We start from the raw sequence: 14156 nt of genomic DNA, 5'->3' as shown, positions 1-14156 counted from the left end.
GCCTAGACCGTCGCTGGATCGCGCGGCGGGTCGCCTTTCCAGCGCTTGATGATGCCGGCGAGGTCGCTGTTCTGGAAGGCATCCTTCAGCGTGTCGAAGGACGGCAGCACGAAATAGGCGCGCTGGAATTTGTCGATCTCGTAGGTCGTGCGCATCACCGTTTCGATGTCGAACGGCACCTGGTGCGCATCGGGGCTTTCAACAGCGAATTGCAGCTCGGTGAAGGACGACATCAGGCCGGCGCCGAAGGCCTTCAGCGGCTGGCCGGGTTCCTGCATCAGGCCGTATTCGGCCGTGTACCAGTAGAGCCGGGTGATCATTTCGTCGCCGCCGAGCGCGATCAGGTCGGTCGCTTTCTCGCCATACATCTGCATGAAGTCGCCGAACACCGGCTGGCTCAGCACTGGCACATGGCCGAAGAAGTCGTGGAACATGTCGGGCTCGACGATGTAGTCGAGCTCGTCGCGCGTCCTCAGCCAGTTGGTGACGGGGAAGCGACGGTTGGCCAGGTGGTCGAAGAAGGGTTGCGCCGGGATCAGCCCGGGCACCGCCACGATCTCCCAGCCGGAGAGCTTGCGCAGCTTGTCACTGACGTCATGGAAGTCCGGAATGCGGTCGACCAGGCCGAGCGCCGACATGCCGTCAAGATAGGATTTGTGCGCCAGCCGCTGGGTCAGCCTGGTCTGGCGGTCGCACAGCGTGCGCCACACATCCTGCTCGGCAGCGCTGTAATCGTATTTCTGCTCGACGGTGAAATCCGGACGGCAGACGCTGTAGTCGCCGCGTAGCCCCTGGTCCGCGCACTCCCGTGCATAGTCTTGAACGCTCACGCTCATGTCCGATCCTCCCCGGAAACAGCTTCGATGGAGGAATCATAGGCGCTGGAAGCGAGCGGAATTCACCTCTTTGCGAGCGTTCGATGTTGTTTTGAGGTATATTTACCCAAATCTCCAAAATGGATGGTGAAAATGCCTCAGTTTGATGAGTTCGAGATCAGGATGCTCGACATTCTCCAGCGCGATGGGCGCAAGCCGGTTTCCGAGATCGCGCAGGAGATCGGCCTGTCCAACACGCCATGTGCCCGACGTTTCGAGGCGCTGCAGGAAGCCGGCGTCATCAAGGGCTTTTCCGCCCGCATCGGACGCCGCGCCGTCGGCCTCATGGTCGAGGTCTTCGTCCAGGTCAGGCTGGTCAGCCACAGCGACGATTCGCCGGAAAAGTTCATCGCCGCCGTGCAACGCATGGACGAGGTCTCGGCCTGCTGGACGATGACCGGCGACTACGACTTCCTGCTGCATGTCATGGTGCCCAATGTCGACGACCTCAACGCCTTCGTCATGCACCGGCTGATGCGCCTGCAAGGCGTCCGCGACGTTCACACCCAGCTGGTGCTGCAGAACATCAAGGGCCCCGGCCACGTGCCGCTCGCGCATTTGCGGGGCTAGGGGGCGACTAGGGATCGGGATAGGTGAGCGGGTAGCGCTCGCCAACGAGACAATTGACGGGTTTCGAGGCCTGGATCTTCATCATGCCTGGTGCATCCGCGATGCCGCCGACTTCGAGCACGAGCTTGCGGCGGATGGCCGTGACGAACTCGGATGCGAGGTGGATCGGCAGCACGAACGAGCCCGGCCCGCCGGTGACGCATTCGGCGTAATAGCGGTCGATGTCTTCCAGGCTGCCCGTCGGCCGGACGAGGATCGGCAGGCCGTTGATGACGATGCCCTTTGCAACCGCATTGTTGCGGGCGACCTCTACCGGCGCTCCGAGGTTGTTCGGTCCGTCGCCCGAAATGTCGATGACCTTCTTTTCGCCGCGGAAGACATTTTTCTCCAGCAGGTTGGCACCGAACGCCACCGCATTCGAGATCGACGTGCCGCCGGATCCGCCGATGGGCTTGACGGCGAGCTGGGCGGCGAAGGCGTCGGCGCTCGAAGCGTCGTCGATGATCTGCCAGGGGATGACCGATTCTGGCCGCACGGTTCCTGCCCACTCGAAATAGGTGACCGCGATACGGCCTCTCGATCCCGTCAGCACGGCATTGATGAAGTCGGGATGGCGCAGCGCCTTGACGTAGCCGGCACGCTGAAGCGCAAACTCGCCTTCGTCCATCGAACTCGAAACGTCGACGGCCAGCACCAGTTCGACATCCACCGTCCGGTCGTCCACGTCGATGGTCGGCGTGGCAGGCAGTTCGCAACCCGTGCACAGGATCAGCGCCAGCGCAGCCAGCATTGTTCATCGTCCGAGGGACCCGGAGGTCAGTGTGCGTCAACGCAGGGAAAATGAAAGCCGCAACGCTTCAAGGCTTCGTGAATACGAGGCCTGCTCTTGAAACGACAAGGCCGGCAAAAGCCGGCCTGTCTTTGTGCACTGGGCAGGTCAGTCCTGCTGCTTACGGAACGATCAGCGTCCCTGCGCCGTGCTCGGTAAACAGCTCAAGCAGCACCGAATGCGGAGTCTTGCCGTTGAGGATGACGACACCTTCGACGCCGCGCTCGATCGCCTCGATGCAGGTCTCGACCTTGGGGATCATGCCGCCCGAAATCGTGCCGTCCTTGATCAGTGCCTTGGCGTCGGCAACCGTCAGTTCGTCGATGAGTTTCTTGTCCTTGTCGAGCACACCGGGCACGTCGGTCAGGAACAAGAGGCGCGACGCCTTGACGGCACCGGCGATGGCACCCGCAAAGGTATCGGCGTTGATGTTGTAGGTGTGGCCGTCGCGGCCGGGCGCGACAGGCGCCAGCACCGGGATCATTTCCGAACGGGCCAGAAGGTCGAGCAGCGTGCGGTCGACTTCGACCGGCTCGCCGACGAAGCCGAGATCGATCACCTTCTCGATGTTCGAATCGGGGTCGACCATGGTCTTCTTGGCCTTTTCGGCGAAGACCATGTTGCCGTCCTTGCCGCACAGCCCGATCGCCCACTCGCCTTCGGCGTTGATCAGGGCGACGATCTCCTTGTTGATCGAGCCGGCCAGAACCATCTCGACGATCTCGACGGTTTTCTGGTCGGTGACGCGCAGGCCGCCCTCGAATTTCGATTCGATGCCCATCTTGGTCAGCATGGCGCCGATCTGCGGGCCGCCGCCGTGCACGACGATCGGGTTGACGCCGGACTGCTTCAGTAAGGCGATGTCGCGGGCGAAGGCACGGCCGAGCTCGACATTGCCCATGGCGTGGCCGCCATACTTCACCACGACCGTCTTGTTTTCGTAGCGCTGCATGTAGGGCAAGGCCGCGGAGAGCAGGGCAGCCTGCATTTCGGCGGTGGCGGCGACGTTCGTCGTCATCGGCATGGTCCCGGATAGGTGGAAAAGGTCGGCGCGGTCTTAGCCGGAAACCGGGCAGGGGGCAAATGGTTCGATGGGCTGGCAGGCGTGCTGTTTTGCCGATGCGCTCCGGAATGTGGTTGCATGGCGCCCGACGATCTAAACAGCAGTTGCAAATAGTTTTGCGCCACGTAACTTGGCGGGCATGACGCCGCAGGACATCACCAAGCTGATTGTTCGGACCTCGATGAAGGACCGTGCGGCCTTCGATTTGCTCTACCGGCAGACGAGCGCGAAACTTTTTGGCGTCTGCCTGCGTGTATTGAACGACAGGGCAGATGCCGAGGAAGCGCTGCAGGAGGTCTTCGTCAAGATCTGGACGAAAGCGGACCGCTTCGCAGTTTCTGATCTCAGCCCCATTTCGTGGCTCGTAGCAATCGCGCGCAATCATGCGATCGATCGCATACGGGCGCGGCGTCAGGCGCCTCTCGCGATCGACGAGGCGCTCGAGGTCGCGGACCCGGGGCCGGGGCCAGAGGCTGCAGCAGTGGCGGGCGGTGAAGCCGAGCGCATCCATGGCTGCCTGGAGGAACTTGAAAAGGACAAGGCTGCCGCTGTCCGCGGTGCCTATCTCAAGGGGGAGAGTTATAACGAACTCGCGGACCGCCATGGCGTGCCGCTGAACACCATGCGTACCTGGCTGCGCCGCAGCCTGCTCAAACTCAGGGAATGTCTGGAAAGATGACGCTCGCGCAAGACAATGGACCGGAACGTGGAGGCGACGATCTGGTCGCAGCCGAATACGTTCTCGGCGTCCTGCCTGCCGACGAGCGGCGTCAGGCCAGCGCCCGCATCGACGGCGAGCCTGGTTTTGCGCGCATGGTCGATCAATGGGAAGTACATTTCGCCCCGCTCGCCGCGGCCTATCCGGAGATCGAGGCCCCGGCCTCGGTGAAGCCGGCGATCGACCGCAGGCTGTTCTCGGGGACCGCGACGTCGTCGGCACCCAGCGCGCAAGGCTCCGCGGGCTTGTGGGCCAGCCTCGCCTTCTGGCGCGGCCTGGCAACGGCGGCGGTCGCAGCCCTGGCCATCTACATTGCTGTTCCTTACATCAATCCGCCGGCCCAATTGCCGCAGGAGCGCATGGTCGCCTCGCTGGCTGCCGATGGCAGCGACGTCAAGTACATGGCGATGTACGACGCTGGCAGTGGCCAGATCGGCCTTTCGCACGTCTCCGGCGAGCGCGCCACCGGCAGGGATTTCGAACTCTGGATGATCGAGGGCAGCAACGCTCCGGTCTCGATGGGCGTCATCCCGGTCGGATCGACGATCCATATCGACGTCGATCAGGCGATGCGTGACAAGCTCGCCGCAGGCGCCGTGCTTGCCGTCAGCCTCGAGCCGACGGGCGGTTCGCCCACCGGCCAGCCGACCGGACCGGTCGTAGCCGCTGGCGACCTTCGCGACATCTGATCCACGAAAATTTGCCCGAATTCGCCGCGGGCTGAAACTTTTCCCTGCGTTGATCGTAACTATAAGTTTTGCCAAAGCTTAGAGTGAAAGAAAGGAAATATTTCTCTCCAGAAGGTGAAACTACCTGATCTCAAATCCGTAATTCCTTGTGCCTTTCCATTTAGGGAAACAACCCAAGGAGTTACATTATGCGTAAGATCTCTCTCGCTTTGCTCGCCGGTGCCTTTTCCGCTCTCGCCACCTTCGCCTATGCTGAAAACCCGATGGTTGGCGGCGCCGCGATGTTCGCCGATAAGAACATCGTCGAAAACGCGGCCAATTCGAAGGATCACACCACGCTCGTCGCTGCCGTCAAGGCAGCCGGCCTGGTCGAGACGCTGCAGGGCAAGGGCCCGTTCACCGTCTTTGCGCCGACCAATGAAGCTTTCGCCGCACTCCCGGCCGGCACGGTCGAAAACCTGCTCAAGCCTGAAAACAAGGATCAGTTGACCAAGATCCTGACCTGCCATGTCGTTGGCGCCAAGGCGATGGCCGCAGACATCAAGAAGATGGTCTATGACGACAAGGGCGCACACCCGGTCAAGACCGTTGGCGGCTGCACCTGGACCGCGAAATATGAAGGCGACAAGGTGACTGTAACCGACGAGAACGGCAATGTCGCCAATGTGACGATCGCCAATGTCGAGCAGTCGAACGGTGTCATCCATGTCATCGACAAGGTCCTGCTGCCCAAGATGTAAGCCCGGGGGGCAGCGTGGTTGTGCGACGCTGTCGCTCCCTGAGGCGCGCGCAATCGGCAAAGCGCCCCGCAACGGGTCACCGTTGCGGGGCGCGGCCTGTTGTGCGCAGGCTGGTCGGTTTTCGCGCCAAACCCTCAAGCCCTGTTGATTTCGCCGTGATGTGACGCCGGCCTATGGTCGGCTGGGAGAAATGCCATGGACCGCCGTACATTCCTGCTGGGCAGTGCCGCGATCGCCGTTCTTGCCGGCTTTGTCGTCTCGAGGCGATTGACCATCGCCGACCAGGCATTGGCTGAAAACTTCGAAGTCACCAAGACCGACGCCCAGTGGCGCGCGATCCTTTCTCCCGCCGCCTTTGCCGTGCTGCGCCAGGAGGACACCGAGCCGCCGGGGTCTAGCCCGCTGCTCAACGAGCACCGCAAAGGCACCTTCAACTGCGCCGGCTGTGACCTGGCCGCCTATTCGTCCGCTACCAAGTTCGATTCCGGCACCGGCTGGCCGAGCTTCTGGGATGCGCTCCCCAATTCGATCGGCACCAATGTCGATACCTCGCTGATGATGACCCGCACCGAAGTGCATTGCCGCCGCTGCGGCGGTCATTTCGGCCACATCTTCGACGACGGCCCGCCTCCGACCGGCAAGCGCCATTGCATCAATGGGCTGGCACTGACGTTCCGCCCTGTCGCGGCCTGACCTTTTCTCGAAAAATCCTCTTGACCTCAAGATACATTGAGGTTGCATCAATGCGCTCTCACGAAATCCCGAATGGAAAAAGGAGAGCGGAAATGATCCAGAATATAGAGAACGATCAGAACGGCCCGGTGGCGTTCGTCAACATCTTCACCCTGAAGCCGGGCAAGCTGGACGAGTTCATCGCCCTCCAGAAGATCAACCTGGACCGTTCGATAGGCAATGTGCCGGGCTGGCGCGGCAGCCGGCTGCACCGGGCGATCGACGGCGATACAGCGATCATGATCAGCACCTTCGACACGGTTGCCGATCACCAGCGGGTTCATCAGACGCAAGGCTTCGCCGAACACATCGCCAAGGTCGGGCCACTGATCGAAGGCGTGACGCCGGCCTACTACCAGGTCGTCCACGAAGTGACGCAGGCCTGAGGCCGGTTGCCTCAGGCAACATGCGACGGCGGCCGTGATCAGCCGCCGTTGACCACCAGCGCGATCGCCGCGCGCAGTTCGTCCAGGCCTTCGTTCTTCTCGGACGAGGTCGCAAGAACGGTCGGGAAGGCGGCGGCGCGTTTCTTGATCTTGAGCAATGTGTCTTCGATCAGCGGCTGCACGCCTGCGGCCTTGATCTTGTCAGTCTTGGTCAGGACGATCTGGTAGGAGATCGCGGCCTTGTCGAGCAGGGTCAAAACCTCCTCGTCGTTCTTCTTGATGCCGTGGCGGGAATCGATCAGCAGGTAGACGCGCTTGAGCGTCACCCGGCCGCGCAGATAGTCGAACACCAGCTTTGTCCAGGCGTCGACCTGTTCCTTCGGCGCCTGGGCGTAGCCGTAGCCGGGCATGTCGACCAGCGCCATCGGCGGCAGGTCGCCTGCCTCGCCGGAAAAGCCATCCGGGACGAAGTAATTGAGCTCCTGCGTGCGCCCCGGCGTGTTCGAGGTGCGGGCCAGGCCGCTGTGGCGAACCAGTGCGTTGATCAGCGACGACTTGCCGACATTCGAACGGCCGGCGAAGGCAATCTCCGGCGGCCCTTCCGGCGGCAGGAACTTCATGGACGGCACGCCGCGGATGAAAACCCACGGGCGCTTGAAGAGCTCGGCATCCACCGTGCGATTGGTCGTATGTTCGTTCAAGCCGCTGCCTCCAGCAGAGAAATATCCGAGCCGCGAATGGCCTTGAGGTTGCGGCCGATCTTGTCCACCGGCCAATCCCACCAGGCAATCGTCAGAAGCCGTTCGATGGTCTTGTCGTCGAAACGCTTCTTGACCACGACAGAAGGATTGCCGGCTACGATCGCATAAGGCGGTACGTGTCTGCTGACAACCGATTTCGCAGCAATGATGGCGCCGTGGCCGATATGAACCCCAGGCAGGATCACCGCTTCCATGCCGATCCAGACATCATTGCCGAGCACCGTGTCGCCGCGGACCTCCTGCTGCCAGGAGGCAAGGTCGAAGCCTTCCTCCCAGCCATGGCCGAAAATGTTGAACGGATAGGTCGAAAAGCCGGACATGGCGTGATTGGCGCCGTTCATGATGAAGCGCGCGCCTTCGGCGATCGCGCAGAACTTGCCGATGATCAGCTTGTCGCCGATGAAAGGGTAGTGGTGAAGCACGCATTTCTGCTGGAACAGATCGGGTCCGTCGGGATCGTCGTAGTAGGTGAAATCGCCTATCTCGATGTTTTCGGCGTCGACGAGCGACTTGAGGAAGCCGACGCGCCTGTGCATCGGGATCGGATGCTTGAGCGAAGGGTTAGGTCCATGCATGGCATTTCGTCCCCATTGATACGCCTCTCTACCAGTATAGCGTGATCCGCGACGAAGACATCGGGGGCGATGATCTCAAGGGAAATGGTTCTTGCGCAGATAAAGGGCCGACTTGTTCGACCGAGCTGAAAACCGGGGTTCTGCAAGGGCTTGCAGAACCCCGGCCTTTGCCGAGACGGTTCAATTCTGACCGGGGGGGATGGTCAGAGACCGCCACCCCGCAGGCTGATGCTTGAGAGGCATCGCTCAGCTACGCTGCCACCTGGAAAAAAGTTTCAGCTCCCGGTTGAAGAAAAGTCAGGTTCCTCACAATGCAGAAAAGCCCCGGATTGCGGGGCTTTTTCGTTTCGTCTGGGCTGTTCGGCTATTCGGCCGGTGTCGGTTTCTTCTTGAACAATGCCATCAGATTGTCCCAGAGCTCGATCTTGGCGCCCTGGCGCTTCATGATCACGCCCTGCTGCAGGATCGACAGCGAGTTGTTCCACGCCCAGTAGATGACGAGGCCCGCCGGGAACGATGCCAGCATGAAGGTGAACAGGATCGGCATCCAGGTGAAGATCATCGCCTGGGTTGGATCCGGAGGCGTCGGGTTCATGCGCATCTGCAGGAACATGGTGACACCCATGATCAGCGGCCAGACGCCGATCATCAGGAAGGCGGGAACGCCCCAGGGCAGCAGGCCGAACAGGTTGAACAGCGAGGTCGGATCCGGAGCGGCCAGGTCGTGGATCCAGCCGAAGAACGGTGCATGGCGCATTTCGATGGTGACGTAGAGCACCTTGTAGAGCGCGAAGAACACCGGGATCTGGATCAGCACCGGCCAGCAACCGGCCAGCGGGTTGATCTTCTCGGTCTTGTACAGCTCCATCATCGCCTGCTGCTGCTTCATCTTGTCATCCGCGTATTTCTCGCGGATTTCCAGCATCTTGGGCTGCACCATCTTCATGTTCGCCATCGACTTGTACGACTTGTTGGCGAGCGGGAAGAAGATGGCCTTGACGATGACGGTGGTGGCGAGGATCGCCAGACCGAAATTGCCGAGCAACTTGTAGAGCGTGTCGATAAGCCAGAACATCGGCTTGGTGATGAAGTAGAACCAGCCCCAGTCGATCAGAAGCTCGAACTGGCGGATCTGGCGGTCCGCTTCGTAAGCGTTGATCTTGGCCACTTCCTTGGCGCCAGCGAAGACCAGCGTCTCGACGGTCGCCGATTGACCCGCGGCGACCGTGATCGGATCGGTCATGAAGTCGGCCTGGTAGCGCGGGCGGCCGTCCTCGAAATAGGAGAAGCGCGGCTGGAACGGCTGCTTTCCAGAAGGCACCAGTGCGGCAGCCCAGTATTTGTCGGTGATGCCGAGCCAGCCGTCGGTCGACTTGCCAGGCAGAACCTGCTTGTCGTCCTCGATGGTGGCGTAGTTGATTTCCTGCAGGCCCTCGGTGCCGGTCACGCCGATCAGACCTTCGTGCAGCACGTAGGTCGAGGCATGCAACGGCTTGTCGAAGCGGGTGAGGCGGCCGTAATTGGACAGCGCGACGTCGGTGCTGCCGGCATTCGCCACCGTATCGGTCACCGTGAACATGTAGTTCTGGTCGACGGCGATGGTACGCTTGAAGGTCAGGCCCTTGTCGTTGGTGTAGGTCAGCGTGACAGGCGTTGCCGGTGTCAGCGTCGTATTGGGCTCGGCAGTCCAGACAGTGTCGGGACCCGGAACCGCGCCGGTCGCTTCGCTGCCGACGAAGCCGATTTCGCTGTAGAAGCCGGCTGGCAGCGCCTGCGGGTTCAAAAGCTCGATGACGGGTGAATTCGGTTCGACGGCGACGCGGTAGTGCTTGAGGCTGATGTCGTCGATGCGCGCGCCGGTCAGGTTGATCGAGCCCTTGAGGCTCGGCGTGTCGACCGGGATGCGGCCGGATGCTGCAAGCGCCTGGGCACGGTCGACAACGGCGACCTGGGTCGTCGGTGCGCCGGGGACACCGGCCTGCGGCGTCGCTGGCAAGCCGGCGCTGGTGCCGGGTGCCGTGCCTGCCGGCTGCTGCTGCGCCACACGCTCGGCTTCGATGCGTGCGGCTTCGCGCTGCGATTCGACGCGCGGGTTCATGTAGAACACCTGCCAGAGCGTCAGGATCAGCACCGACAAGGCGATGGTGATGAAGAAGTTACGGTTGTTTTCCATCGAAAGCCCTTATCGCGTTCCGCGAATGCGCCGAGAAAGTTCGGCCGTTATCTGGCCGAAGGGGGCGGTGAGCACGTCTTCGCGCCCGACGATCACATAGTCTTTGCCGGCGGCCATGTCACCTGCGGCATGTGTACGAACGGCTTCCCGGAGGCGCCGCTTGACGCGATTGCGGACAACCGCGTTGCCGACTTTCTTGGTGACGGTGTAGCCGACCCGCGGCCCCGCACTGTCGTCGCGATCCAGAACCTCGACGAGAAAAAACCGCCCGCGCCGCTTGTCACCGCGGCGGACGGCCAGAAACTGTTTTCTTTTCAGAAGCCGTTCGGGGCCGCGTCCATGCGGAGCAGACCCCTCTGGCTTGCCGTCAGCGGGCAAGGTTCCCGCCTATGGCTTAGGCGGAAAGCCGCTTGCGGCCGCGGTTGCGGCGAGCTGCGACGACGCCGCGACCACCCTTGGTTGCCATGCGAGCACGGAAACCATGACGGCGCTTACGGACGAGTTTGGACGGCTGATAGGTACGCTTCATTTGTTTTTACACCGCGGCGTGCGGCCCTTCTTGATTCTGTCACTTTGTAACAGGAGCTTGGCTCAGCTTGCTTCGACGCGATCAAAAACCGCGACGGAAGCGGGTCCCGAGCGTGTGCGGGCTTATAGAAAGAAGGTACCGCGAAGTCAATCCGCCCGTGCCGGCGCCACCGAAGGTTGTTTCCTGCTGTCAGCAGCAGACAGGGGATAGCGTCCCGGCTCTGACATTTTGCAGTGCGGAATTTGCAACTGCGTTGTGATCACCTATCTTTGCCATAAAGGGGATGCAAGGCAGTTCGTGCTCATTTTAGTCCGAAGCGCATCATTCTCGCACTGGCCTCGCAGCAAAGAACAGCATGACTGAAGCAGCCGATACCGGTGTATTTCCCGGAAAACAGGCGGACCGTGCGGTTCCGCTTTCGCGCGGCCTGTCGGCCAAGCTGCTGCTGCTGACCATCGCTTTCGTACTCTTCGCTGAAGTGCTGTTCTTCCTGCCCTCTGTCGCAAGCTTCCGCATCCGCTGGCTCGAGGAGCGTCTGGCCACTGCCGCCGCCGTCGCCACGATCCTGGTACAGGGCGACCCGACCACACTTTCCCGCGCCGCCCAGAACGACGTGCTGGCGGCGATCGGCGCCAAGGCGATCGCCGTTCGCGATGGCGGCGTGTCCCGCCTGCTTGTCGTCGCCGACATGCCGCCCGAAGTTGACGAGCATATCGACATCGCCAAGGAAGGCGTGCTGGACTCGATGCCCGACGCCATCGACACGCTGCTGTTCGGCGGCAACCGCATGCTGCGCGTCTATGGCCGGGTCGGCGAGAGCGCCAAGGAGTTCGAGCTGGTCATCCCGGACTACCGGCTGCACCGCGCCATGCTCGCCAATGCGCGCTACATCGTCTTCGTCTCGCTGCTGATCTCGCTGTTCACCGCGGCACTCGTCTATGCCGCCATCGACCGCATCATGATCAGGCCCATCCGCACCATGACACGCTCGATGCTGACCTTCTCCGATGCCCCGGACAATCCCGCCGGTGTCATCGTTCCCGAAGCCCGCTCCGACGAGATCGGGCTGGCCGAGCGCGAACTGGCGGCGATGCAGACGCATCTGCAGCGGATGCTGCACGAACGGAAGCATCTCGCCGACCTTGGTCTTGCCGTATCGAAGATCAACCACGACATGCGCAACATCCTGGCCTCGGCACAGCTGATGTCCGACCGCTTGCGCATGGTCAAGGATCCTGCCGTGCAGGCTTTTGCGCCGAAGCTGCTCAGGACGCTCGACCGAGCGGTTGCCTATTCCGAGAACGTTCTGTCATACGGCCGCGCCCAGGAGCCGGCGCCGGCGCGCCGCCGCCTGCGGCTGAGCCAGTTGGTCGATGACGTCCACGGCCTGCTCGGCCTAGAGGCCGAGCAGGGCATCGAGTTCTTCAACGCGGTCGACACCGAATTCGAGATCGAGGCCGATCCCGACCAGTTGTTCAGGGTGTTGACCAATCTGTGCCGCAACGCCGTGCAGGCCATGGCCGGTGCTGCCGACAGCGCCATCGTCAATCGCCTGACCGTTTATGCCGAACGCGAGGGCAGCGTCAGCCGCATCCTGGTTGCCGATACGGGTCCCGGCCTGCCGCAAAAGGCGCGCGAGAACCTGTTTGCCGCCTTCCGCGGTTCGGCCCGCAGCGGCGGCACCGGGCTTGGCCTCGCCATCGCCTACGAGCTGGTGCGCGCCCATGGCGGCCAACTGGAGCTTGTCGAGAGCGCCGGCGGTCGCACCGTGTTCGCTGTCACCATCCCCGATCAGCCGGTTCGCCTCGATGAGGCGCGCCAGGGCATGCGCCGTCCGGCCTGATCAAAAAACTTTGCCGGCGGCGGCTTGCATTTCCCGATTCGAGCCGTTAGGTAGCGCCGGTCGCTGCAGTCGATTGACCGCAGCGTGTTGGCCGTTCACTCGGCCTGATGCGCGCCCGTAGCTCAGCTGGATAGAGCACCAGACTACGAATCTGGGGGTCAGAGGTTCGAATCCTTTCGGGCGCGCCATTCTCCTCATGTACAGCCCGAAGACATAGGTAACAGTTTGTACCTAAGACATGGGTGACAACCTCGTGCCGAACGGGTTGTCGATGGTCTGCAGGGTCCTCTGTTCGAGGTCGATATAGCCAAGATCATAGTGCATGAAGGAGACGAGCCAAATGGCGTCATCGACTTCAGTGATTCCGAGCCTCTGGCCGGCGAGCACGGTCGAGATATTGATCTTCTTGCGGTGCATGCAGATGCGGCCACAGGCGGTGACGAGGATGTCGCGGTCATGGAAGGGGTAATGCAGGTCTGGCAGCCCCTCATAGGCTCTTGAAGAGGGCTTATAGAGTTCGTCCGGCACCTTCATGCCGATCGCTTGGTGCGGTCGTTCGGCATTGAATTCGCTGACGAATGCATCGAACCTGGCCTGCTGCTGTAGAATGTTCATGCCCGGCGGCCGGGTCGTCTCCTGCTTGAGGGTCCGGTGCATACGCTCATGCCTGCCGTTCTGCTGCGGGTTGCCGGGTTTGATGCGCTCGATGTCGATGCCCAGCCGCAGCCAGAAGACCGAGAGCCTGGACAGATTGTAGAGCCCGTTGGGAGAGGCGAAGGGCAGCCCGTTGTCGCTTCTGATCGCCGCCGGCAGGCCGCGCTGCTTGAACAACCTCACGAAGGCTTCGACGACGGGCACCTCCCGCGTTGATTCGAGGGCTTCGCACAGAAGGATCATGCGCGAGGCCTGGTCAGTCACCGTCAAAGGGTAACAGTACTGGCGATTGCCGAGCCTGAACTCGCCCTTGAAATCGACACACCACAGATCGTTGGGGCAGCATGCCGCCGACAGCGGCGTGCCCTCGGCCTTGCAGCGCCGCCTCTGACGGGCGCGCGTGACAAGGCCGTGGCGGTCGAGCACGGCATGGACCGTGCTCGTCGACGGCAGCCGAACGTCGCCGGCCAGCTTGCGCACCAGAAGCTCACGGATCTTCCTGGCGCCCCAGTGCGGCTTGTCCTTCTTGGCCTTCACAATCGCCTGCTCGATCTGACAGGGCAGTTGGTTGGCATAGCGGACCGGCCGCCGTGACCGGTCGGTCAGCGCCTCCAGGCCGTCGTCCTTGTAGCGGTTGAGGATCTTGTAGCCGGTCTTGCGGGAAATCCCGAACTCTCGGCACACATCACTCATGCCCTCGCCATCCAGAAGCCGCGCAACAAAACGAAGACGTTCCTCCATCACCGAACTCTCCTTCCACGGCATCAACACCTCCGGCCAAAAGCCAAAAGTGTTACCCATGTGTCCGGTACGAAACGTCACCTATGGCTCGGGTCGCTCACCTTGTGACAGCGCACGCCGTCATGGCTCAGGCCACAGCATCGAGGTCCACGACGCCGGACCTGGACTGAGTGGCGCTGCATTCGAGCAAACGCTGTTGCGCCGGGTGCTTGCGGAGGGGGCGAGCGGACCGACCAACTCGAATTCGTTGCCAGTTGCGGCGTGCCCTACCTCCAGGG

16 protein-coding genes and 1 tRNA gene are annotated in these 14156 nt (G+C 62.0%); 8 read left to right on the top strand and 9 right to left on the bottom strand.

Annotated features, from left to right (window positions below; translation table 11 throughout):
* Nucleotides 1–2: 2 nt before the first annotated feature.
* A complete protein-coding gene (gene phhA / locus N7E70_RS26985; RefSeq protein ID WP_263008142.1) occupies nt 3–836 on the bottom strand; it encodes a phenylalanine 4-monooxygenase in 834 nt (277 codons plus the stop codon).
* A gap of 132 nt (nt 837–968) precedes the next feature.
* Between phhA and N7E70_RS26980 the strand changes: the two genes are divergently transcribed.
* On the top strand, nt 969–1445 hold the full coding sequence (locus N7E70_RS26980; RefSeq protein WP_115733974.1) for an Lrp/AsnC family transcriptional regulator: 477 nt from the start codon (nt 969–971) through the stop codon (nt 1443–1445).
* Nucleotides 1446–1452: 7 nt separating this feature from the next.
* On the opposite strand, the gene N7E70_RS26975 is transcribed toward N7E70_RS26980, so the two are convergent.
* Together N7E70_RS26975 and argB are read right to left on the bottom strand one after the other, a co-directional pair.
* Nucleotides 1453–2235 (bottom strand): DUF1194 domain-containing protein, encoded by a 783-nt coding sequence (locus N7E70_RS26975; RefSeq protein ID WP_263008141.1) that lies wholly within the window; start codon nt 2233–2235, stop codon nt 1453–1455.
* Between the two features lie 160 nt (nt 2236–2395).
* A complete protein-coding gene (argB, locus tag N7E70_RS26970) occupies nt 2396–3298 on the bottom strand; it encodes an acetylglutamate kinase (RefSeq protein ID WP_172582946.1) in 903 nt (300 codons plus the stop codon).
* A 178-nt stretch (nt 3299–3476) separates the two neighbouring features.
* Here argB and N7E70_RS26965 point away from each other — a divergent pair, with 178 nt between their 5' ends.
* The 5 genes from N7E70_RS26965 to N7E70_RS26945 all read left to right on the top strand — a co-directional run bounded on the left by N7E70_RS26965 (nt 3477) and on the right by N7E70_RS26945 (nt 6602).
* The gene (locus N7E70_RS26965) at nt 3477–4016 is read left to right on the top strand and encodes a sigma-70 family RNA polymerase sigma factor (protein ID WP_067965623.1); all 540 of its coding nucleotides are present in this window, start codon (nt 3477–3479) and stop codon (nt 4014–4016) included.
* A complete protein-coding gene (locus N7E70_RS26960) occupies nt 4013–4744 on the top strand; it encodes an anti-sigma factor (RefSeq protein ID WP_154385912.1) in 732 nt (243 codons plus the stop codon). The genes N7E70_RS26965 and N7E70_RS26960 overlap by 4 nt, the downstream gene beginning before the upstream one ends.
* Before the next feature lie 188 nt (nt 4745–4932).
* On the top strand, nt 4933–5484 hold the full coding sequence (locus tag N7E70_RS26955) for a fasciclin domain-containing protein (protein ID WP_263008140.1): 552 nt from the start codon (nt 4933–4935) through the stop codon (nt 5482–5484).
* A gap of 195 nt (nt 5485–5679) precedes the next feature.
* Nucleotides 5680–6177, top strand: coding sequence for a peptide-methionine (R)-S-oxide reductase MsrB (gene msrB, locus N7E70_RS26950; RefSeq protein WP_067965617.1), 498 nt, complete (start codon nt 5680–5682; stop codon nt 6175–6177).
* Between the two features lie 92 nt (nt 6178–6269).
* The gene (locus tag N7E70_RS26945) at nt 6270–6602 is read left to right on the top strand and encodes an antibiotic biosynthesis monooxygenase family protein (RefSeq protein WP_263008139.1); all 333 of its coding nucleotides are present in this window, start codon (nt 6270–6272) and stop codon (nt 6600–6602) included.
* Nucleotides 6603–6640: 38 nt separating this feature from the next.
* Here N7E70_RS26945 and yihA read toward each other — a convergent pair whose 3' ends face one another.
* From yihA to rpmH, 5 genes are all read right to left on the bottom strand, one after another.
* Nucleotides 6641–7303: a ribosome biogenesis GTP-binding protein YihA/YsxC gene (gene yihA / locus N7E70_RS26940; RefSeq protein ID WP_067965613.1), complete on the bottom strand. Its 663-nt coding sequence runs from the start codon at nt 7301–7303 to the stop codon at nt 6641–6643.
* Entirely contained in the window at nt 7300–7938 is a 639-nt protein-coding gene (locus tag N7E70_RS26935; protein ID WP_067965610.1) for a CatB-related O-acetyltransferase, read from the bottom strand. The genes yihA and N7E70_RS26935 overlap by 4 nt, the downstream gene beginning before the upstream one ends.
* Nucleotides 7939–8302: 364 nt before the next feature.
* Nucleotides 8303–10111, bottom strand: coding sequence for a membrane protein insertase YidC (gene yidC, locus N7E70_RS26930; RefSeq protein ID WP_192318643.1), 1809 nt, complete (start codon nt 10109–10111; stop codon nt 8303–8305).
* 9 nt (nt 10112–10120) lie between these two features.
* Nucleotides 10121–10489 (bottom strand): ribonuclease P protein component, encoded by a 369-nt coding sequence (rnpA, locus tag N7E70_RS26925; RefSeq protein WP_067965606.1) that lies wholly within the window; start codon nt 10487–10489, stop codon nt 10121–10123.
* A gap of 16 nt (nt 10490–10505) precedes the next feature.
* The gene (gene rpmH, locus N7E70_RS26920; protein ID WP_008833937.1) at nt 10506–10640 is read right to left on the bottom strand and encodes a 50S ribosomal protein L34; all 135 of its coding nucleotides are present in this window, start codon (nt 10638–10640) and stop codon (nt 10506–10508) included.
* A 355-nt stretch (nt 10641–10995) separates the two neighbouring features.
* Between rpmH and N7E70_RS26915 the strand changes: the two genes are divergently transcribed.
* The gene (locus N7E70_RS26915) at nt 10996–12483 is read left to right on the top strand and encodes a sensor histidine kinase (protein ID WP_067965604.1); all 1488 of its coding nucleotides are present in this window, start codon (nt 10996–10998) and stop codon (nt 12481–12483) included.
* A gap of 111 nt (nt 12484–12594) precedes the next feature.
* Nucleotides 12595–12671, top strand: a tRNA-Arg gene (locus N7E70_RS26910).
* A 43-nt stretch (nt 12672–12714) separates the two neighbouring features.
* Here the strand turns inward: N7E70_RS26910 and N7E70_RS26905 are convergent.
* The gene (locus N7E70_RS26905; RefSeq protein WP_067956582.1) at nt 12715–13902 is read right to left on the bottom strand and encodes an IS481 family transposase; all 1188 of its coding nucleotides are present in this window, start codon (nt 13900–13902) and stop codon (nt 12715–12717) included.
* Nucleotides 13903–14156 lie beyond the last annotated feature (254 nt).

The organism is Aminobacter sp. NyZ550 (assembly GCF_025628925.2).
Lineage (GTDB): Bacteria > Pseudomonadota > Alphaproteobacteria > Rhizobiales > Rhizobiaceae > Aminobacter > Aminobacter ciceronei.
Note: the sequence above shows the minus strand (reverse complement) of the source record. Positions and strands in the feature narration are given on the sequence as shown.

Excerpts from the sequence above, each read along its gene's own strand:
- N7E70_RS26965 (WP_067965623.1), top strand. The coding sequence starts at position 3,477 with ATGACGCCGCAGGACATCACCAAGCTGATTGTTCGGACCTCGATGAAG.
- N7E70_RS26955 (WP_263008140.1), top strand. The coding sequence starts at position 4,933 with ATGCGTAAGATCTCTCTCGCTTTGCTCGCCGGTGCCTTTTCCGCTCTC.
- N7E70_RS26935 (WP_067965610.1), bottom strand. The coding sequence starts at position 7,938 with ATGCATGGACCTAACCCTTCGCTCAAGCATCCGATCCCGATGCACAGG.
- N7E70_RS26945 (WP_263008139.1), top strand. The coding sequence starts at position 6,270 with ATGATCCAGAATATAGAGAACGATCAGAACGGCCCGGTGGCGTTCGTC.
- N7E70_RS26915 (WP_067965604.1), top strand. The coding sequence starts at position 10,996 with ATGACTGAAGCAGCCGATACCGGTGTATTTCCCGGAAAACAGGCGGAC.
- rpmH (WP_008833937.1), bottom strand. The coding sequence starts at position 10,640 with ATGAAGCGTACCTATCAGCCGTCCAAACTCGTCCGTAAGCGCCGTCAT.
- N7E70_RS26905 (WP_067956582.1), bottom strand. The coding sequence starts at position 13,902 with ATGCCGTGGAAGGAGAGTTCGGTGATGGAGGAACGTCTTCGTTTTGTT.
- phhA (WP_263008142.1), bottom strand. The coding sequence starts at position 836 with ATGAGCGTGAGCGTTCAAGACTATGCACGGGAGTGCGCGGACCAGGGG.
- yidC (WP_192318643.1), bottom strand. The coding sequence starts at position 10,111 with ATGGAAAACAACCGTAACTTCTTCATCACCATCGCCTTGTCGGTGCTG.
- argB (WP_172582946.1), bottom strand. The coding sequence starts at position 3,298 with ATGCCGATGACGACGAACGTCGCCGCCACCGCCGAAATGCAGGCTGCC.
- msrB (WP_067965617.1), top strand. The coding sequence starts at position 5,680 with ATGGACCGCCGTACATTCCTGCTGGGCAGTGCCGCGATCGCCGTTCTT.
- N7E70_RS26960 (WP_154385912.1), top strand. The coding sequence starts at position 4,013 with ATGACGCTCGCGCAAGACAATGGACCGGAACGTGGAGGCGACGATCTG.
- N7E70_RS26980 (WP_115733974.1), top strand. The coding sequence starts at position 969 with ATGCCTCAGTTTGATGAGTTCGAGATCAGGATGCTCGACATTCTCCAG.
- N7E70_RS26975 (WP_263008141.1), bottom strand. The coding sequence starts at position 2,235 with ATGCTGGCTGCGCTGGCGCTGATCCTGTGCACGGGTTGCGAACTGCCT.